The 20,179-nt window shown below is 65.4% G+C and carries 17 protein-coding genes and 2 other RNA genes; 11 read left to right on the plus strand and 8 right to left on the minus strand.

Going from position 1 to position 20,179, the window contains the following annotated elements; all coding sequences use genetic code 11:
- Nucleotides 1-330: 330 nt before the first annotated feature.
- Both ACZZ0O_RS00415 and ACZZ0O_RS00420 read left to right on the plus strand, forming a co-directional pair.
- Complete coding sequence (locus ACZZ0O_RS00415; RefSeq protein WP_055850303.1) at nt 331-837, plus strand: methyltransferase family protein; 507 nt, start codon at nt 331-333, stop codon at nt 835-837.
- A gap of 268 nt (nt 838-1,105) precedes the next feature.
- Nucleotides 1,106-1,645: an O-acetyl-ADP-ribose deacetylase gene (locus tag ACZZ0O_RS00420; protein ID WP_055848754.1), complete on the plus strand. Its 540-nt coding sequence runs from the start codon at nt 1,106-1,108 to the stop codon at nt 1,643-1,645.
- A 442-nt stretch (nt 1,646-2,087) separates the two neighbouring features.
- Here ACZZ0O_RS00420 and ACZZ0O_RS00425 read toward each other — a convergent pair whose 3' ends face one another.
- The 7 genes from ACZZ0O_RS00425 to gap all read right to left on the minus strand — a co-directional run bounded on the left by ACZZ0O_RS00425 (nt 2,088) and on the right by gap (nt 13,259).
- The gene (locus tag ACZZ0O_RS00425) at nt 2,088-3,092 is read right to left on the minus strand and encodes a class I fructose-bisphosphate aldolase (protein WP_055848751.1); all 1,005 of its coding nucleotides are present in this window, start codon (nt 3,090-3,092) and stop codon (nt 2,088-2,090) included.
- A 698-nt stretch (nt 3,093-3,790) separates the two neighbouring features.
- A complete protein-coding gene (gene pyk / locus ACZZ0O_RS00430; protein ID WP_055848745.1) occupies nt 3,791-5,257 on the minus strand; it encodes a pyruvate kinase in 1,467 nt (488 codons plus the stop codon).
- A gap of 256 nt (nt 5,258-5,513) precedes the next feature.
- Nucleotides 5,514-6,161 (minus strand): HAD family hydrolase, encoded by a 648-nt coding sequence (locus ACZZ0O_RS00435; RefSeq protein WP_323516436.1) that lies wholly within the window; start codon nt 6,159-6,161, stop codon nt 5,514-5,516.
- Complete coding sequence (locus ACZZ0O_RS00440) at nt 6,158-7,333, minus strand: phosphoglycerate kinase (RefSeq protein WP_463591920.1); 1,176 nt, start codon at nt 7,331-7,333, stop codon at nt 6,158-6,160. The genes ACZZ0O_RS00435 and ACZZ0O_RS00440 overlap by 4 nt, the downstream gene beginning before the upstream one ends.
- A 442-nt stretch (nt 7,334-7,775) precedes the next feature.
- Entirely contained in the window at nt 7,776-9,122 is a 1,347-nt protein-coding gene (locus ACZZ0O_RS00445) for a DUF3999 domain-containing protein (protein WP_463591921.1), read from the minus strand.
- Nucleotides 9,119-11,917: a DUF2339 domain-containing protein gene (locus ACZZ0O_RS00450; RefSeq protein WP_463591922.1), complete on the minus strand. Its 2,799-nt coding sequence runs from the start codon at nt 11,915-11,917 to the stop codon at nt 9,119-9,121. The genes ACZZ0O_RS00445 and ACZZ0O_RS00450 overlap by 4 nt, the downstream gene beginning before the upstream one ends.
- Before the next feature lie 340 nt (nt 11,918-12,257).
- Complete coding sequence (gene gap, locus ACZZ0O_RS00455) at nt 12,258-13,259, minus strand: type I glyceraldehyde-3-phosphate dehydrogenase (protein ID WP_005988872.1); 1,002 nt, start codon at nt 13,257-13,259, stop codon at nt 12,258-12,260.
- Nucleotides 13,260-13,710: 451 nt separating this feature from the next.
- Here gap and ACZZ0O_RS00460 point away from each other — a divergent pair, with 451 nt between their 5' ends.
- The 9 genes from ACZZ0O_RS00460 to ACZZ0O_RS00500 all read left to right on the plus strand — a co-directional run bounded on the left by ACZZ0O_RS00460 (nt 13,711) and on the right by ACZZ0O_RS00500 (nt 19,934).
- Nucleotides 13,711-14,223 carry a calcium/calmodulin-dependent protein kinase type II gene (locus ACZZ0O_RS00460; protein ID WP_311260603.1) on the plus strand — a complete coding sequence of 171 codons (513 nt, stop codon included), beginning with the start codon at nt 13,711-13,713 and terminating at the stop codon, nt 14,221-14,223.
- A gap of 302 nt (nt 14,224-14,525) precedes the next feature.
- Nucleotides 14,526-15,149: an OmpW/AlkL family protein gene (locus ACZZ0O_RS00465; RefSeq protein WP_055848732.1), complete on the plus strand. Its 624-nt coding sequence runs from the start codon at nt 14,526-14,528 to the stop codon at nt 15,147-15,149.
- Between the two features lie 61 nt (nt 15,150-15,210).
- Nucleotides 15,211-15,287, plus strand: a non-coding RNA gene (locus ACZZ0O_RS00470) — sX9 sRNA.
- 126 nt (nt 15,288-15,413) lie between these two features.
- Nucleotides 15,414-16,028, plus strand: a complete 615-nt coding sequence (locus tag ACZZ0O_RS00475) for an OmpW/AlkL family protein (protein WP_463591923.1) — start codon at nt 15,414-15,416, stop codon at nt 16,026-16,028.
- 22 nt (nt 16,029-16,050) lie between these two features.
- On the plus strand, nt 16,051-16,929 hold the full coding sequence (locus tag ACZZ0O_RS00480) for a S1/P1 nuclease (protein WP_463591924.1): 879 nt from the start codon (nt 16,051-16,053) through the stop codon (nt 16,927-16,929).
- A 13-nt stretch (nt 16,930-16,942) separates the two neighbouring features.
- The gene (locus ACZZ0O_RS00485; RefSeq protein ID WP_463591925.1) at nt 16,943-17,767 is read left to right on the plus strand and encodes an MBL fold metallo-hydrolase; all 825 of its coding nucleotides are present in this window, start codon (nt 16,943-16,945) and stop codon (nt 17,765-17,767) included.
- A 73-nt stretch (nt 17,768-17,840) separates the two neighbouring features.
- Nucleotides 17,841-18,617: a molybdate ABC transporter substrate-binding protein gene (gene modA, locus ACZZ0O_RS00490; protein ID WP_463591926.1), complete on the plus strand. Its 777-nt coding sequence runs from the start codon at nt 17,841-17,843 to the stop codon at nt 18,615-18,617.
- Between the two features lie 16 nt (nt 18,618-18,633).
- Entirely contained in the window at nt 18,634-19,320 is a 687-nt protein-coding gene (modB, locus tag ACZZ0O_RS00495; protein WP_463591927.1) for a molybdate ABC transporter permease subunit, read from the plus strand.
- The gene (locus ACZZ0O_RS00500) at nt 19,320-19,934 is read left to right on the plus strand and encodes a molybdenum ABC transporter ATP-binding protein (protein WP_463591928.1); all 615 of its coding nucleotides are present in this window, start codon (nt 19,320-19,322) and stop codon (nt 19,932-19,934) included. The genes modB and ACZZ0O_RS00500 overlap by 1 nt, the downstream gene beginning before the upstream one ends.
- Nucleotides 19,935-20,068: 134 nt before the next feature.
- Here ACZZ0O_RS00500 and ACZZ0O_RS00505 read toward each other — a convergent pair.
- Nucleotides 20,069-20,144, minus strand: a non-coding RNA gene (locus ACZZ0O_RS00505) — sX9 sRNA.
- Between the last annotated feature and the right edge of the window lie 35 nt (nt 20,145-20,179).

A 20,179-nucleotide genomic window follows, 5' to 3' on the forward strand; every position in this document is an offset into this window, starting at 1 on the left:
CGCCGCATCGGCGGCCGTACCGCGAGTGCCCGCCGCCACACCCTGATGGCGGGCACGCAATCGAAAACGGTGACGCGCCCGCTGATAGATCGCCGCAACATGGCGTCGCGTGATTAAAGACGCCGCATTGCGCGTGCACGTCATACGAGCAGCGCTCCACGCCTTGTAAGGAGCGCACAACCGTACCGCGCCGCGACGGAAACGCGCTTTCCGGCTCCCTAAGTCTCCGGCCCTATCCCGTTCCCCCGCGACACATTGCATTGCGATGGATGCACTCCCCTCCTTGTCAAGGAAACGTTAGGATGTCCGCCGTTCTGCAGGGAGAGTGTGGTGAGCAAGCAATCGTATGGGCACGGCGGCACACGCAGCGCGCGCGCGCCGTGGCTGGTGAAGATCACGTCGCCCGTGCACTTCGCTGCGACGCTGGCTCTGGGCGCCTGGCTGCAACGGCGGTTCGATCTGCCCTTGCCGCCGCCCGACCTGTTGGCCTGGATCGAACTGCTTGGCGGCATCGTCGCCTGCCTGGGCTTGGCCCTGGCCATCAATTGCTTTGTGCTGTTCGCGCGCCGTCGCACCACCATCCTGCCCAGCGGCCATCCCTCGCAGCTGGTCCTGACCGGGCCGTACCGCTTCACCCGTAATCCGATGTATCTGGCCCTGATCCTGAGCTATCTGGGCCTGACCGTGCAGATGGGCTATCTATGGGGCGTGCTGTTGCTGCCGCTGCCGTGGCTGGCGCTGCAGTTCTACCTGATTCCGTTCGAAGAAGGCCGCCTGCGCGCCGAATTCGGCCGCGCCTACACCGCGTACTGCACGCGCGTCCGCCGCTGGCTCTGACGCGCAACGCGCGGGTCGCGCCGCGTCGCGCAATGCGGCGGCGGTTTGGCAGGTAGGGCGCCGGTAACTCCCTGGCGCCAGCGATAAATTCTTCCAATCGTTGCCGCGACTGTTTCGTCCGAAAACCCGATTCTGGCCGATCTTTTGCTGCGCCTCCGGCACCGTCGTGTGCTGTCGCAGCGTGTGAGATGAATGGGCCCTAGCGTGGGGCTCCGCAGCGCCTGACCCCATCACGCGTTCATCATTCAAATCCCATAACTATCGCGCTATGAGAATCGAAGTCTGGCAAGGCGACATCACCGAACTCGACGTTGACGTCATCGTCAACGCCGCAAACGAATCACTGCTGGGTGGCGGCGGCGTCGATGGCGCCATCCATCGTGCTGCCGGCCCACGTCTGCTGCACGCTTGTGAAGCGCTGCCGCAGGTGCGCCCGGGCGTACGCTGCCCCACCGGCGAAATCCGCATCACCGAAGGCTTCGATCTGAAGGCGCGCCATGTGTTTCATACCGTGGGCCCGGTGTGGCGCGACGGCAAGCACAACGAGCCGGAGCAGCTGGCCAACTGTTATTGGCAGTCGCTCAAACTTGCCGAGCAAATGATGCTGCATTCGATCGCGTTCCCGGCCATCAGCTGCGGCATCTACGGTTACCCGCTGTACCAGGCCGCACGGATTGCCGTGACCGAAACCCGTGACTGGCAGCGCTCGCACAAGGTGCCCAAGCACATTGTGCTGGTGGCCTATAACGAGGCGACCTACAAGGCGTATCAGCAGGCACTGGCAACGCAGGACACCGCGGCCGCCTGATCGCTACGCAATGCAGGTTGCACTGACGAGCGCCGCAAGGCGCTCGTTGCGTTTTGATCACTCGTTGCGTTTTGGTCAGTGGAATCCCGTCGTCGTCTTTCAACCGCGCCACTACTGTGCAGCATTCCTGATGCACGGCCTCAGCTCGCCCGATCGCACCAGGAGCGGCTGATAAGGGAGCGAGCGTCAGGCGAGTGCGCACAGCGCCGAGGAACTACGGTGCCCGCACCGGTGCATGCCGATCCAGGCACCGGCCGGCCATACCCGCCCGACGGCGGCGCAGTGCTTTTTGCGTTGCGGCTGCGTTGCGGCTGCGTTGCGCAGAGCTGGCCCGCACCTGGGCGTAGTCAACCCGCACGTCGACACTCAATAAAAAACGCCGGCATCGCTGCCGGCGCTCTGGTCTTACCCGCGATGCAGCCTTGCGGCCGCTATCACTCGATCAGCCCTTCCACTTGCCCAGTGCCGCCAGGCCGTTTTCCTTGGCGCGCTCATAGATGATCTGCTGCGCCTTGGCGAAGTTGCCGGTCATGTCCTTGGCCCACAGCTTCAGTGCGGCCTGCTGCATCGCGCGGCCGTAGGAGAAGCTCAGCGGCCACGGCAGGTTGCCGAGCTGGTGCATTTCGTTGAGGTGCGCGGTGGACTGCTCGTCGGTCTGGCCGCCGGACAGGAACACGATGCCCGGCAGGATCGCCGGCACGGTCGACTTCAGGCACATCACGGTGGACTCGGCCACTTCCTCGACGCTGGCCTGCTCTTCGCAGCCCTTGCCGGAGATGACCATCGAGGCCTTCAGGATGGTGCCTTCGAGCACGACGTTCTGCTCATACAGCGCGCCAAACAGCGAGCGCAGCGTGGCTTCGGTCACTTCGTAGCAGGTCTCGATGTCGTGGCTGCCGTCCATGATCACTTCCGGCTCCACCATCGGCACCAGGCCCTGCTCCTGGCACAGCGCGGCGTAACGCGCCAGCGCATGCGAGTTGGCCTCGATGCAGGTGCCGGACGGGATGTCTTCGCCGATGTTGATGACCGCACGCCACTTGGCGAAACGCGCGCCCAGCGTGTAGTACTCCTCCAGACGCGCACGCAGGCCGTCCAGACCTTCGGTGACCAGTTCGCCCGGCATGCCGGCCAGCGGCTGCGCGCCCTTGTCGACCTTGATGCCCGGGATGATGCCGTGCTCGGCCATGTACTTGGCGAACGGCACGCCGTCCTTGGTCTTCTGACGGATGGTCTCGTCGAACAGGATGGCGCCGGAGATGTAATCGCTCAGCTTGGGCGTGGTCAGCAGCAGTTCGCGGTAAGCGCGGCGGTTTTCTTCGATGTTCTCGATGCCGACGCTGGCAAAACGCTTTGCGATTGTGCTGGTCGACTCGTCGATGGCGATGATGCCCTTGCCCGGGGCGACCATGGCCTGGGCGGTTTCGGCAAGCTGTTCGATGCTCATGTAGTTCCTGTGGCAGCTGCGGGGGAGAACGAAAGTATAGCGACGAAAGTCGTACACATTCCTTCACGGAATGCCTGCAACCGATTACACCTTGCCTGCGTGACAGGATGTGTGGCGTCGCTCGCATCGCGTTGCACAAGGCGCCATCGCTGTGGTGTGTGGTTGCCAACGCTTGCACAAGCGCATGCGGACGCAATGTCTGCATGCAAGCGCGCGATGCTGCAAAAAGATCTGCACATGCGCTGCGATAACCCTAGCAGCGCGCGTGTAGCGGTAGATCTGCATGTCCTACTGTGTGCGGAGAACCTGCGGGCATCGCAGTTGCCGCGTCGATCGATCACGTCAACACGTGGACGGGCGCAGGTCGCGTCCCTACGAAGACGTGCCGCGCGACAGTCGTTTTGTCGGCAGCATCGCCGCATCTGGAGCTCGATGGCCGCCAAGCAGATGCCGCCGCCGATCCAGGCCTGTTGAATCACGCCATGCACGATGGAATGCGTGATGTGGTGAGCGACATGCAACGCACCAGCGGTGCGGACGCCAGACAGCGCGCGGCCGGTGCATGCCGAATGCCATGACGCCCGACGCACCGAACCGCACACAGCACAACGGCGACCCGAAGGCCGCCGCTGTGCAGGATGCGTGCTGCTCAACCCGCCGCGGACGTCAATCGACATCCGCGGCGGGTCGGCAGTGCGTTACAGCTCACCCAGACCGGTGGCGCGGCCGTCTTCGCCCACTTCCAGCAGGCGCAGCGTGTTGGTGGCGCCGTGCATTTCCATGTGCTCGCCGCTGGTGAACACCACGCGGTCGCCCGGGCCCATGCGCTCGTTTTCCACCAGCAGGCGGATGGCCGCACGTGCGGCTTCGCGCGGGGTCAGGCCGCGGCTGTCGAAGCTGATCGGGAACACGCCGCGCATCATCGCCATCTGGCGACGCGCGCCATCGTGACGGGTGAAGGCGTAGATCGGCATGTTGGAGCGAAAGCGCGACAGGAAGCGCGGCGTGCCGCCGGATTCGGTCAACGCCACCACGCCGCCCAGGCCGATGTGCTCGGACAGGAACATGGTCGCCATGGCGATCGCCTGATCGGCGCGCTGCAGGTTGCGTTGCGCCGCTTCGAAGTCGGTGTCGAATTCGAACTGGTGCTCGGCGCCCAGGCAGATGCGTGCCATCGCTTCCACCGCGCGCACCGGATAGGCGCCGGCGGCGGTTTCGGCCGACAACATCACCGCATCGGTGCCGTCGATGACCGCGTTGGCCACGTCCAGCACTTCGGCGCGGGTCGGGATCGGGCTTTCGACCATCGACTGCAGCATCTGCGTGGCGGTGATCACCACCTTGTTCTGCGCCAGCGACTCGCGAATGATCTTCTTCTGCAGACCCGGCAATTCGGCGTCGCCGATTTCCACGCCCAGATCGCCCCGCGCCACCATCACCACATCGGAGGCTTCGACGATTTCGACCAGATTTTCGATGGCTTCGGTGCGCTCGATCTTGGACACCAGCTGCGCATCGCAGCCGTGCTGCTGGGCGATCTGACGCGCGTCGTGCATGTCCTGCGCATTGCGGCAGAACGACACCGCAATGAAGTCCACGCCGATCTTGGCGACGATACCGATCAGCTCCTTGTCGCGCTCGGTGAGCGCGCCCAGCGACAGGCCGCCGCCCTGTTTGTTCAAGCCCTTGCGGTCGGACAGCACACCATCGTTGAGCACGGTGGTGACGATGCGCGCGCCTTGCACGTCGGTGACCTGCAACTGCACCAGGCCGTCGTCGAGCAGCAGCACGTCGCCGGCCACCACGTCCTGCGGCAGACCCAGGTAGCTCACGCCCACCTGATTCTGGTCGCCGGCCGGCGCATTGACATCGGCCACCAGGTCGAAGCGCGCGCCCATGGTCAGCTTGATCTTGCCTTCGGCAAAGCGTTCGATACGGATCTTCGGGCCCGGCAGGTCGGCCAGGATGCCCACTTCGGCACCGGCGCGCGCAGCGGCGGCACGCACTTCGGCGGCGCGCTTGGCCTGGCCCGACGGGTCGCCGTGGCTGAAGTTGAGGCGCACCACGTTGACGCCCGCCTTGAACAAAGCGTCCAGCACACCGGGCGCGTCCGTTGCCGGTCCGAGGGTGGCGAGGATCTTGGTGCGGCGTTGACGTTCTTTCATGATGGCCTCCCTGTAAAAGCCGCGAAACTTAACACACACGTCACGTACCGAGGATGGCATTGCGGCATAGCCACCCTGTTATTCCGGCATGTCTTACAGACAGTGCGGGACAGTACGTCCGTTTACGCACGCGTTGCACTGGGCAACGCGATGCGGTCGCCACCCTAACCCGGTGGCAGTGAAGAGCAATCTGTTGCATCACGTTGCGCAGCGCGCCGGCGGCGACCAAGCGAGCGCCACCGCCGATGCGCAGCGCTCACGCGTGGATCAACTGGGTCAGTTGCGCCGGGGTGTGTGCAATCGCGCCGGCACCTGCGGTGCGCAGTTCGGCCTCGTCGCCGAAGCCCCACAACACACCGATGCTGTGGATGCCGTGGTGATTGGCGCCATCGATATCCATGCGACGGTCGCCGATCATCACGCAGCCGGTCTTGTCGATCTCAAGGCGGCGCAGTGCTTCGGCGATCAGGTCCGGCTTGAAGCGGCGTTCGCCATCCTCGCTGGCACCGATCACATTCTCGAAGCACGCACCAAACGGCAGGTGCTCGACGATACGGCGTGCGTAACGCTCGTTCTTGGAGGTGACCACGGCCAGGCGATGGCCGGCGCGTTGCAGGCCGGTGACCACCTCGCCGATGCCATCGAACACGCTGAGTTCGGTCCAGCCCACCGCGTCGTAGCGCTCGCGGTAGAGGCCCAGCGCGCGCTGCACCAGCTCCGGATCCTGCGGAAAACACTCGGTAAAGCTGTCGCGCAACGGCGGGCCGATCCAGGCACGCAAGGTCTGCGGCGATGGACGCGGCTGGCCCACGGCATCGAAGGCATGCACGATGCTGGCGACGATGCCCGGTTCCGAATCCACCAGCGTGCCGTCCAGATCGAAGAACAGCGTGGCTGCACTCACTTGCCGCGGGCCTCGAGTGCGGCCACGGCTGGCAAGGTCTTGCCTTCCAAGAATTCCAGGAACGCGCCGCCACCGGTGGAGATGTAGGTGACGTCTTTGGCGATGTCGTACTTGTCCACCGCAGCCAGGGTATCGCCGCCACCGGCGATGGAAAACGCCTTGGATGCGGCGATCGCGCGTGCCAGGGTTTCGGTGCCGTGGCTGAAGGGCTCGAATTCGAACACACCGACCGGCCCGTTCCACACCACCGTGCCGGCATTGGCGATCATCTCGGCATAGTGCTGCGCGGTCTGCGGGCCGATGTCGAGAATCAGATCGTCCGCCTCCACGGCATCGAGCGACTTCACCGTGGCTTGCGCATCGGGCAGGAACTGCTTGGCGACGACCACGTCGGTGGGCAGCGGAATCTCGGCGCCGCGCGTTTTGGCATCGGCCACGATCTGGTTGGCGGTCGGAATCAGATCCGGCTCGTTCAAGGACTTGCCCACCGCATACCCGGCGGCGGCGATGAAGGTGTTGGCGATACCGCCACCGACGATCAGCTGGTCGACCTTGTTGACCAGGTTGGAGAGCAGCTCCAGCTTGGTCGAAACCTTGCTGCCGGCCACAATCGCAAGCAGCGGCTTGGCCGGGTTATCCAGCGCCTTGGCCAGCGCATCGAGTTCGGCCATCAGCAGCGGGCCACCGGCGGCCACCGGCGCGAAGCGGATCACACCATGCGTGGACGCCTGCGCGCGATGCGCGGTGCCAAAGGCATCCATGACGAACACATCGCACAGCGCGGCATATTTGCGTGCCAGGGTCTCGTCGTCCTTGCCCTCGCCGATATTCATGCGGCAGTTTTCCAACAGCACCACCTGGCCCGGCGCGACCTCCACACCGTCGACCCAGTTACGCACCAGGGTGACTTCGACACCCAGCAAGGTGGTCAGCCGCGCAGCGACCGGCGCCAGCGAATCTTCTTCGCTCCAGCTGCCTTCCTTCGGGCGGCCCAGGTGCGAGGTGACCATCACCGCCGCGCCTTTTTCCAGCGCCAGCTTGAGGGTGGGCACCGAGGCGGTGATGCGCTGCTCGGAGGTGATCTGGCCGTTGTCGATCGGCACGTTGAGATCCTGGCGGATCAGCACGCGCTTGCCGGAGAGATCGAGGTCGGTCATACGGACAATGGACATGGGCTTGGCTCGCTAAGTCTGGGGATTAGGGATTAAGGATTGGTACACGGCGCCGCGCCTGCGTTGGACGCGTGCGTGCACGCTCTGTGCGCGGAGGAAATCACGCTACTGCGCCGCCTTGACGGGGCAGCGCCTTGCAAAGATGCCGCCATTGCAACTGCGGCCGACACCAACGGCAGTCGATCGGAGACGACGCGCAATGCGACCGCCTTGGCGGCGGGGATTGGGCAATCAGGAGTCGGGATCGGCGCGCCGTACCGCAACAAGGCAGTGCGCTGGACGGGCACTGCCGCATATGCGGATGGCGCCAACTGTGATCGGTCGAACACGACGGCCAATGCGGCTGCCTCGGCGACGGGGGATACCCATTGTCCGGCCTTCGCAGCAAAGCGGCAAACCCGCATCGCCTGCACACCGCTGGCGACAGCGCGACAGCGCGGCGTTACAGCGGCCGCTCCGTGCCGGATTTGCGCAGCAGACTGACCGCAAAACCGCCAACCAGCAAGGCGCCACCGACCAGCAGCGCCCAGAGCAGCCATTGTTTCCAGTCGCGCGGCGTGGCGGCCGGCTGCAGTGCCGCATCGCCGGCAAGCGACTGTGCCTGCGCGGCCATGCTGGCCTGCACGGGCTGCCACTGCATCCCGCGCTGCTGCCGCAGCGCCTGCAGCATCGAGGCCAATGGCGCGTCGCCACGTTGCACGCGCGCGCTGCCAGCGACGAGCGCATACGGCGGCTGCCCCTGCGCAAGAAACATCAATCGCTCCGGTTGATACCCCGCGCGCAAGGTCGGCACCGCGGTGCTGCGGCCCTGGGCAGCCACCAATCGCCACTGACGATCGCGCACGGGCGCGGACAACAGCTGCGGTGGCGAGGCGCCATTGCCAAGCCGATACGCCAACCATGGCCCGGCGCGACGCGACCATGGCGCATCGTCGGCATCGCGGCTTTCCACGATCCATTCCACCGCCTCGGCCACACCGCCGCCCACATCCAGCTGCGTGATCGGAAAGCGACCTGGCACGACATAGGTCACGCCGGTGTCCTGGGCAGTGCCCTGCAAGTCCAGCCAGGACAGTTGGGTGGGCGCAACCGCGCCATCCACTTCCGCATCGACCGCGCGCAACGGCGGCAAGCTGCCCGATACCGGCACGATGCGCAGGTATTTTGCGCCGTCGTCCAGCGCAATGCGGCGTTGCTGCAGCCGCTGCGCCTGGTTGTCCAAGGCCATGACTGTTGCATCGGAAGCGAGCACACGCCAGTCGCGCAGATCGTCGCTGCCCTCCACACGCAGCTGCGCCTGCACCGGCGTATTGCCCTCCCAGTCCAGCAACAACGCACGCGGGCGATCGCGCAATGCGCTGGCGTCGATCAACCAGCTGCCACCGACGCCGGGCGCTGCTGGCGCACCGGTTGCAAAGCGCCCTTCCAGCCGCCGCACTGCCCCGCTGGCATCGCGCTCGGCGATCAACTGCAGATCGCCGTTGGCGGGCGCAGCGCCTTCAGGCAATGCGAACAACGGCAACCGCTGCCGACGCGATGCGGATGGCGCAGCGGCGACGGGCAGCGGCGCGGTGGGCATCTCTTCGCCACGCGCGTCGATCACCGTGACATCGCCTAATTCCGCATCGACTGCGCTGCGGTAGACCGCTTCGTTCAAGGTCAGCTGATACATACCGGCGTCGGAGCCGGCCACCTGCAGCGGCCACTGCTGCCGATAGTCCTGCCGCACATCGGCCGCCTGCGCCATCAGCGGCACCAGCAGCACCCATCCCCACTGTTTCGTACTCATGCCTGATCCTTTGCCGCGCCATCGTCGTCGACAGCGCGCTCTTCAATCGCCGGACGCGGCGGCGCCGGCGCCAGATACCCCACCACCGTACACAACAGGCCGTAGGCCATGAACGAGCCGATGCCAAGCAGATTGCCCAGATGCTGGCGATCGACCAGCACCAACTTGGCCAGCACCAGGCCCATCAGCAAAGCACCGCCCAGCCACAGTCCGCGCTGCCCGCGACGCGAGCCGACCACCCAACCCAGCACACCCAGCACGCTCCACACGATGGTCAGGCTGGTCTGCGACACCGTCGCGCCCACCAACGCGGCATTCCAAGGCACACCGCCCCAGTGATGCACGCTGTGCAAGGTGCTGCCGGTGATCAACACCCAGCCCAGCACACCGAGCGCAGTAACGCGCCGAGCTTGCAGGATCGCCGGCGCGTGCGTCGACCACGCCCAGCGCGCGACCAAGGCAAGCACCGCCAGCTGCGCCAGTTCGGCCGGGTTGAGCAAGGGCACCCAGGGCAGCGGCGCGGCGCTGACCGGATCCAGCAATGCGAGTAGCCAACCGATCCCCAACACCGCGAACACGCAGCTCAGCAACCCGCTGCGCGCAGGATCGAAGCGCGCCCCCTGCGGCCAGGTCAGCCACGGCCAGCGCAGCAAGCCCACGGTCGCCACGGCAAGCCACGGCACCGCCAGCAAGGCGCAGCGCCAGCCGTTGGCAAGCGCAAACGCATCGGCCAGCCAGGCCGCACCCAACGACACCACCGACGGCCACAACAGCCACCAGATGAACTGCGCGACCAAGGCGCCTGCGCCAGGCTGCATCCGCAGGCACCACAACGCCCGCGTGCCTGCCAGCGCAAACGCCAGCCAGGCCAGAGCACCCCAATGCGCGAAGGGCTGCGTATGCGCCTGGTTCTGCCACAGCGCCAACGGCGCGGCCAGCGCCAGACCCGCCATGACCGTCCACACCAATGCAGCGGCAGGGCGACGGCGGTGCACCTCGGCCGCCAGCCACACGCTGAACGCGACGAAGCCCAGCAACAGATCCGGCTCGCTGCGCAGATCACCGGCAAAGCGCAGGATTTCGTGCACCCCGCACATGGTCCACCAGCCCAGCCCCCACAGATACGCCACCAGCGCGCTCCGCCGATAACCCGCATCGCGCAGGAACCAGGCACTGGCCCAACCGGCAATGGCGATCAGCAAGCTGCTCATGCAGGTGGCATTGGCCACCGCCACGCTGTCGTAACGCCACGCATCCACACCGAAGGCCACGCCCACCGCTGCCAGCAGCTGCAAGGCCACACCGCTGATCTGCGGAATGCGTCGCTGCTGACGCAGGCCCAGCCACAACAACCCCACGCCTTCCAGCGCGAACACGCTGGCGGTGGCACGCGCCGACAACGCCAACGGCACTGCCAGCGTCGCAAATCCGACGGCCAGCATCGCGTGCGCCTGGCCCAGCAAACGTGTGGAGGCACGCCGCAGCAACCAGCTCGCAAGACCTGCATACAACGCCGCCACGGCGACGGCGCACAACGCCAACGGCAGGCGATCGCCTTCCAGCAAACGCGCCTGCAACGCAAAGGCGACCAACGGCGTGCCGAACAGCAGGCTGCCATCGATGAGCTTGCCCGCGCTGCCGTCGCCGCGCCGCGCATGCAGCACCGGAATCGCGACATACATGGCGAAGAACAGCAACAAGAACGGCTCGGTGCTGGCGAATTTTGCAGGGGTGTACTGCAGCGCGCCCCACAGCGTGCCGATGCCGAAGGTAAAGGCAAATCCAAGCAGGTTGAGCACCCGCCACGGCCGCGTCCACGCAATCGCCACAATGCCGGCGTTGAGCACGGCGTAATACGAAAACAGCCCGACATGATTGCCGCTGCCGGTGGACAGCCAGATTGGCGCAAGAAACCCGGCCAGCACGCCCAATACCGCCAACGTGCGCGAGTCCTGCACCACCGCCAGCACGCACATGCCGGCAATCAGCACCACGCTGATGCCCATCGCCAGCCCGGCGCCCAGCAAGCTGTACAACTTGAATGCCGCAAACACCGTCAGCAACAAGCCGCCGATCGCACCGCCCTGCAACGCCAACGCAAACCCGGGCCGCTGCAGCCGCTGCTTCCAGCCGAATACCAGACCGGCCAGCGCCAGCACGCTGATGCCGGCCAACCGCAGCTCGACCGGCATGCGCATCCAGCCCTGATCGCTGGCGTACTTCAACAACGACGCCACGCCGGCCAGCAACACCAGCATGCCCACCTTGACCGGCACATTGCCTTCGGTGAACCAGCGCTTCACCGCGCCGATGGCGCGCGTGATCGGGTCCGGTTGCGCTGGCAGCGCAGGCAATTCCTGCGCTTGCTGTGGCAGTCCTTGCGGCTCCGACGGCGACGATTGCGCTTGCCAGCCGGACGCAGGCGGCACTTCCGCTGTTGGACCGGTTACCGACGCTGCAGGCGCGTCTGCGGGCAGTGTTGGTGGCGTCTGCATCACAGACGCAGACGGCGAAATGCGACTCGACGCACTCGGCAAATCGAATGCGTCAGGTACTGCCGCGTCGGAAGTGGAGGTATTCAATGCGGACGTGTCGCCCGGCTGCGCCCATGCGTCTGTCGGCGCAGAGGCCTGCCTCTCGGCCGCACGCGCTGCTGCATCCGCAGGCACATTCCCCGCCTGCCAGTGCGCAAGCCGCTGTTCCAGCGCATCCACCCGCCGCCGCAGCCCGGCAATCCACACCAGCGCGATCACCACGCCCACCGGCACCGCGAGCAGCACAAGGGCCACCAGCACGATTATCGTTTCCAACGCCTATCCCCTAGCCGGCATCCGGCCGACTCTAGCGCCGCCATGCTACTCGGCGTGCGCACGAAAGTCGGCATCGCCGCGCATAAGCGCCCGACAAGACGCTGCGCCCAAGACGACCTGGACGGTAAGCAGGCGGCTCGCGTACCGGGTGCCTGCATCTTGCAGTAAAGCCAGCCGCGCAGCTTGCGCATGCCATGGGGCGGACAACACGTCTCGGGACACCTGCGGCTTTACATCCACGCCCCACCGGCCCTGCCACCGGAACGAGCGAAACGCCCATAAAAAAACCCCGGACTAGCCGGGGTTTTTTGCACGACTTCAGAACTTACTTCGCAACAACGCGCACCATTTCCAGACACTTGTTGGAGTAGCCCCACTCGTTGTCGTACCAGGACACCAGCTTGACGAACGTCGAGTCCAGCGCGATGCCGGCGTCGGCGTCGAACACCGAGGTGCAGGTCTCGCCGCGGAAATCGGTGGCCACGACCTTGTCTTCGGTATAGCCCAGGATGCCCTTCAGCGCGCCTTCGCTCTGTGCCTTCACTTCGGCGCAGATCTCGGCGTAGGTGGCCGGCTTTTCCAGTTCGACCGTGAGGTCGACCACCGAGACGTCCGAGGTCGGCACGCGAAAGCTCATGCCGGTGAGCTTCTTGTTGAGCTCGGGAATCACCACGCCCACGGCCTTGGCAGCGCCAGTGGAGGACGGAATGATGTTCTCCAGAATGCCGCGACCACCGCGCCAGTCTTTGTTCGATGGGCCGTCCACGGTCTTCTGCGTGGCCGTGGCCGCGTGCACGGTGGTCATCAGGCCGCGCTTGATGCCCCACTTGTCGTTGATGACCTTGGCCAACGGCGCCAGGCAGTTGGTGGTGCACGAGGCGTTGGAGACAATCGCCTCGCCCTTGTAGGTCTTGTCGTTGACGCCGTAAACGAACATCGGTGTGTCGTCCTTGGACGGGGCCGACAGGATCACCTTCTTGGCGCCTGCGTCGATATGCTTCTGCGCGGTTTCCTTGGTCAGGAACAGGCCGGTGGATTCGATCACCACGTCGGCGCCCACGGCATCCCATTTGAGGTTGGCCGGGTCGCGCTCCTGGGTCAGGCGGATCTTCTTGCCGTTGACGATCAGGGTGTTGCCGTCGACCGACACCTCGGCCTTGAAGCGGCCGTGCACCGAGTCGTACTGCAGCATGTAGGCCAGGTAGTCGGGCTCGAGCAGGTCATTGATGGCCACGATCTCGATGTCATTGGCGAAGTTCTGCACCGCAGAGCGCAGCACGTTGCGTCCGATGCGACCGAATCCGTTGATGCCAACCTTGATTGCCATGTTCACTAGCTCCTGCGGCCGCGACAGCGCGGCGGATGGAAAGGGGCTGACATTCTAACAGCGTCCTCTCTGGACGGCCGTGCTGTTGCGTGTGGGCGGGGGTTCGGGATCGGTCATTGCCTGACTTCAACCCGTCCGCGGTGCCCCTTGTCCAGTTCGGCAGACGCCGGCGCACGGCGTTCTGCGTTGCGCTTGATGTCGCGACTTGCTCGCCGACCTTGTCCACTGATCCCCCCTGCAGCGTCCCACGCGCAAATCGCGTCATCGGGGCCAAGCGTCATCCAACGCACCGAATCAACACATATGCTTTATTTTCCAAATACTTACAATTCAACTAAATACGCCGAGAAGCGTATTCATGCATATGCCGAACAGCAGCATTTCGGCGCTCCGTGGATTTCGATACTGGCTCTGCCTGCTGAGGCACCCAATCAACTACACGGAGATTCCCATGCGTCGCACCCTGTTCTCTCTGGCTTTGGCTCTGGCTGCCACCCCGGCGCTGGCCGCTGGCGTGATGCATTACACCGAAAAGGCAGCGCTGCCCGTCGACGGTGAAGCACGCGAAGTCGCCGCGCTGTTCGACACCTGGAACGCTGCACTGGCGACAGGCAACCCGCACAAGGTGGCCGATCTGTATGCACCGGACGGCGTGCTGCTGCCGACGGTCTCCAACGAAGTGCGCGCCTCGCGCGAGCAGATCGAAAACTACTTCGAAATGTTCCTGACCAAAAAGCCCAAGGGCGTGATCAATTACCGCACCGTGCGTGTGCTCGATGACGACAGCGCGGTGGATGCCGGCGTCTACACCTTCACGCTGACCGACAAGAGCGGCAAGAAGAGCGATGTGCAGGCGCGCTACACCTTCGTCTACGAGAAGCGCGACGGCAAGTGGCTGATCATCAACCACCACAGCTCGGCGATGCCGGAAGTGGATGCGCCGCAGGTCGCCAAGGCCAAGTAAATGCGGGCGCCTCGGAGTACGCCGCCCGCTGTCTGCGGCCTCCCGCGCGCCACCGTCGGCACTCCTCCCCCGCCGACGGTGGCGCGGCCCGCAGCGCATTGCACATCCGACCTGCGACCTGCATGCGATGACCGCCACGGCGCGCAGCGTTGCTGCCATTGCGCAGCGACGCTGCAGTCCACGCATGACCACCCGCATCGCGATGCCCCGGCGGGTCGCGGCCTTGGTTTGATCAGGATCAAGGCGGCAGCCGCGCAAACCTACAAGACTTCGTCCAACCCCTGCACACAACGAGAATCTCTATGCGTATGCGCTCTACCCTTCTGCTCGCCGGCCTGGCCGCCAGCCTTGCCAGCGTCCCCGCACTGGCTCAATCCAAAGGCGACTGGACCGTTGCCGTCGGCGCGCACCAGGTTGCTCCTAAATCCGACAATGGCCGCCTGGTCGGCGGCACGCTCGAAGCGGACGTGGGCAAGGACATCAAACCGACCTTTACCGCGGAGTACTTCATCGCCGACAACCTGGGCATCGAGGTACTGGCAGCGCTGCCGTTCGAGCACGACATCGCTCTGCGTGGGCTGGGCCGCGTCGGTAGCACCAAGCATCTGCCGCCGGTAGTGTCGCTGCAGTACCACTTCAACAGCCAGGGCAAGGTATCGCCGTTTGTCGGCGCCGGCATCAATTACACGCGGTTCTTCAGCACCGACACCCGCGGCGCGTTGGCCGGCAGCCAGCTGGAACTGGACGATTCGTGGGGCCTCGCTCTGCATGCCGGGTTGGACTTCAAGCTCAGCGAGCGCGGCGCGCTGCGCGTCAATGCACGCTGGATCGACATCGACAGCGAAGCACGCCTCAACGGCACCCGCATCGGCACGGTCAACATCGACCCGCTGGTCTACGGCGCGGCGTACGTCTACCGGTTCTAAGAGCAGCTAACAAAAGGACTGTGCTCACCGCCAGTCGGGCGCGGCCTGTGCTCGGTGCGGCATGTACCACGCGTAGATGCCGCTTCTGAGCGCGCCGTCCACACCCACCTGACGACTGCTCGCTAGGTTCTGTTAGCCACTCTAAGTCACAGCAGCAAGCGCGGTGCATCTCTGGCACACTTGACGTCCAGGGACGTGCATCCACCGCCGGAGTTGCGGACAGGTTAGTCACGTCGAACGCCTGTCCGACCTACCGGGGATTCCATGAGCATGTTCATCCGCACCGCCCTCGCCATCGCACTGGCCGCTTCGGCCACTCCCGTGCTTGCACAGTCGGCCGGCCACTGGACGACCGGCTACGGCGCGGGCTATGTCTCGCCCAAGTCCGACAGCGGCAACTTCGGCGGCGCTCGCGCCGAGATCAAGGGCGCGCCCGCGCTGTCGTTCACCTACGAATACTTCATCCGCAACAATCTCGGTATCGAGGTGCATGCCGCCGTGGCAGGCAAGCACGATCTCGAGCTGGAAGGCGTCGGCAAGGTGGGCAGCTATTGGTCGGTGCCGCCCAGCGTGTTGTTGCAGTACCACATCAATGGCTACGGCACGGTATCGCCGTTCGTGGGCGTGGGCATCAACTACACCACCTTCCTGGGCGAAGACACCGAGCAGACGTTCGGCAATAGCGAGCTGCGGTTTGGCGACTCGGTCGGCGCCACCGCGCATGTCGGTGTGGACTTCATCTTCAACGACCGCAGCGGGCTGCGCGTGGATGCACGCTGGACCGATTCGCGCAGCAATGTCGATTTCAACGGCGCGCGGCTTGGCAAGGCGCGGGTCGATCCGTTGACCTATGGTATCTCGTACCTGGTCTATTACTGATCGCGCTGCCGCCGTCGCGTTGATGCGCGGCGACGTGGCAACACCAGCCATCAAACCGTCCCGGACGGTTGCGTACAATCGGGGGATGAAGACGTTCTCCCCCTCTCTTGTTGTGCTTGCCGTGGCGCTGACCGCGGCCATCCAGCCCGTCACCGCATTCGCCTGGGGCCCGCAGGGCCACCGTCTGGTGGCGCGCGTTGCCGAAACCGAATTGAGCCCGCAGGCGCGCGCGCAAGTGGCGCAATTGCTTGCCGGCGAGCCAGACCCGACATTGCATGGGGTCGCGAGCTGGGCCGATGAATTGCGCGAACACGATCCTGATCTGGGCAAGCGCTCGGGGCCGTGGCATTACGTCAACCTCGCCGAACACGACTGCGGCTATGCGCCGGCGCGCGATTGCCCGGATGGCAACTGCGTGATCGCCGCACTCGACCGCCAGACCGCCGTGCTTGCCGACCGTCGCCAGTCGCTGGAGGCGCGTCGTCAGGCATTGAAGTTTGTGGTGCATTTTGTCGGCGATATCCATCAGCCGATGCACGCCGGTTATGCGCACGACAAGGGCGGCAACGATTTCCAGCTGCAGGTCGATGGCCAGGGCAGCAACCTGCATGCGCTGTGGGATAGCGGCATGCTCAACGATCGCCACCTCAGCGACGATGCCTACCTGCAACGCCTGCTGGCGCTGCCTGCGGCCACGGCGGTCTCTCCCGCGCTGCCGCCGCCGGCAGCGGCGTGGGCGCAGGCGTCGTGCAAGATTGCCATCACGCCGGGCGTGTACCCGGCAGCGCACGTGTTGCCGGCCAGCTACATCGCCACCTATCGTCCGATTGCCGAGACGCAGTTGCGGCTGGCAGGCGATCGACTGGCCGCCGTGCTCAATGCAGCGCTGGCCACACCCTGAGGCGGAGACAGTGATGCAGCCCGAGGTTCTTGCGTTCTTCCATGCCGACAGCAACACCTTCACCTACGTGGTCGCCGATGCGGCGTCCGGCGCGGCGGCGGTGATCGACCCGGCCCTGGACTACGCAGCGGACACCGGCACCATCGGGAGCCACGCCGCGCAGGCCATCGTCGATGCCATCCGGCAACGCGGCTGGCACGTGCACTGGTTGCTGGAAACCCACGCGCATGCCGATCATCTGTCGGCCGCGCAGTGGTTGAAGCAACAGTGGCCCCAGGCGCGGGTCGGGATCGGCGAGGGAATTTGCCAGGTGCAGCAGACGCTGGCGCCGCGCTATGCATTACCGCGGGGCTTTCGCGCCGATGGCTCGCAGTTCGACCATCTGTTTGCCGATGACGAACGCTTTCTGCTTGGCGGCATCGAGGTACGCGTCATCGCGGTGCCCGGGCACACCAGCGACAGCATTGCGTATCTGATCGGCGATGCGCTGTTTCCCGGCGATTCGTTGTTCATGCCCGACGCGGGTACGGCGCGCTGCGACTTTCCTGGCGGCGATGCGCGGCAACTGTACGCATCGATCCAGCGCCTGTACGCGCTTGCCGACGATACCCGCGTGTTCGTCTGCCATGACTATGGCCCCGGTGGCCGGGCAGTGGCGCATCAGACCACCATTGGTGAGCAGCGGCGCAGCAATGTCCATGTGCGCGATGGCGTCGATGTCGAAGCATTCGTTACCCAACGGCAGGCACGCGACGCCACCCTGCCCGAGCCGAAACTGATCCGGCCGGCATTGCAGGCAAACCTTCAGGCGGGCCGCTGCGAGGACGTGGCTCCGTAGCGCCCGTTGGCGTTCGCCACGCCGGTCGGGCGCAGCCGCTATGATCGGTGCCTTCCCTCGGTTGGACATTCCCATGCGAACGATCGGTTTCTGGCAGCGCGCCCTGTGTGCGTTGATGCTCGCTTTGCCCGTCCTGGCCGCTGCGCAGACGCCGCCGGTCACCGTATTCGCTGCCGCCAGCCTCAAGGAGTCGATGGACGAGGCCGCCGCCGCTTACGAAAAAGCCTCCGGCACGCCGGTGCGGGTGTCGTATGCGGCGAGTTCCGCATTGGCGCGGCAGATCGAACAAGGCGCACCGGCGGATGTGTTTTTCTCGGCCGACCTGGAATGGATGGACTACCTGCAGCAGCGCGGCCTGGTCGTGCCGGCGCAGCGCCGCAACCTGCTCGGCAATACGCTGGTGCTGATCGCACCGGCCACCAGTAAGGTGCGGGTGGATCCACGCACACCCGGCGCCATCGTCAAGGCGCTTGGCGAGAATGGACGCCTGGCAGTGGGCCAGACCAACAGCGTGCCGGCCGGCAAATACGCCGCCGCCTCGCTGCGCAAACTGGGCCAGTGGGATGGGCTGAGCAACCGCCTGGCCGAATCGGAGAGCGTGCGTGCCGCGCTGATGCTGGTCTCGCGCGGCGAAGCGCCGCTGGGCATCGTCTATGGCTCGGACGCACGCGCCGACCCCAAGGTGCGCGTGGTCGCCACCTTCCCCGCAGACAGCCACGACGCCATCGTGTATCCGGTGGCGGTCCTGAAAAACAGCAGCACGCCCGATGCCGCCAAATTCGTGCAGTGGCTGAGCAGCAAGCCGGCCAAGGCGATCTTCGTGCGTCGCGGCTTTTCGTTGACGGATTGAGGCACGCCGCCTGTCGATGTTCACCGCTGAAGAAGTCACCGCGATCGGCCTGAGCCTGAAGGTCGCGCTGGTTGCCGCCATTGCCAGCCTGCCGCCGGGCATCGCCTGCGGCTGGCTGCTGGCGCGGCGCCGGTTTCCGGGCAAGGCGCTGCTGGACGCATTGCTGCATCTGCCGCTGGTGATGCCGCCGGTGGTCACCGGGTATGCATTGCTGGTGATGCTGGGCACACAGGGGCCGATCGGCAGCTGGCTGCTGGAACACCTCGGTATGCAGTTTGCGTTTCGCTGGACCGGTGCAGCATTGGCCTGCGCGGTGATGGGATTCCCGTTGATGGTGCGCGCGATCCGGCTGTCGATCGAAGCCACCGACCGCCGCCTGGAAGCGGCCGCCGCAACCCTTGGCGCTGGCCCGTGGCGGGTGTTTTTCAGCATCACTCTGCCGCTGGCGTGGCCGGGTCTGGTGGCCGGCATGGTGCTGGCGTTCGCCAAGGCGCTTGGCGAATTCGGCGCCACAATCACCTTCGTGTCGAATATCCCCGGCGAGACGCAGACGCTGTCCTCAGCCATCTACGGCTTGATGCAGGTGCCGGGCATGGAATCGGGCGTATGGCGCCTGGCCGGCGTGGCGCTGGCGATCTCGCTGGCGGCGTTGTTGTTGTCCGAGTGGTTGGTGCGCAGACAGTACCGACGCGAGGACGATTGATGCTGGATCTCGATCTGCACCTGCAACGCGGCCATTTTCAGCGGCGTATCCGTATCCAGGACGACGCACGCGTGGTGGCATTGGTGGGCCCTTCCGGTGCTGGCAAGACCAGCGTGCTCAATGCGATTGCCGGCCTGGTGCGTCCGCACGCCGGGCATATCCGCATCGATGGGCGCTGTCTATTCGATCACGCGCTGGGCGTGGACGTGCCGACGCATCGACGCAGCATTGGCTATGTGTTTCAGGATGCGCGGCTGTTCCCGCATCTGGATGTGCGGCGCAACCTGCACTACGGTCGGCATGCACGCGGTGCGGCGCCGTTCGGATTCGACGACGTGGTGGCCTTGCTCGGCATCGGCCCGCTGCTGCATCGCCGCCCGCGCAACCTGTCCGGTGGTGAGGCGCAGCGTGTGGCCATCGGCCGCGCCTTGTTGTCGCAACCGGCCATCCTGTTGTTCGACGAACCGTTGTCCGCAATGGACCAGGCGCGCCGCGAAGAATTGATTCCTTACCTGCAGCGCGTGCGCGACGAGATCCGTCTGCCGATGCTGTACGTCAGCCACAATCCGGACGAAGTGCAGCGCATTGCCGACAGCGTGCATGTGTTGGAGTGAGACGTTGATGGGCGATACGGCGGCGGTGCGGACTGTCCGCTGTATGCGGCAAGCACTCGTGTTGAGCCGACACCCATCACGGTGATCCGCGAGTTATCGCCTGCACGTTGTGGATGATTGCCGCGCCATAGAGCGGCCGATAGAACGTAGCGAGCAGTCGTCAGGTGGGCGTGGACGGCGCGGAGGAACCGGAGTGTACGCGTGGCACATGCCGCACCGAGCACCGGACGCGCTCGCGGCGGTGA

This window comes from Xanthomonas sp. AC360 (assembly GCF_979258225.1).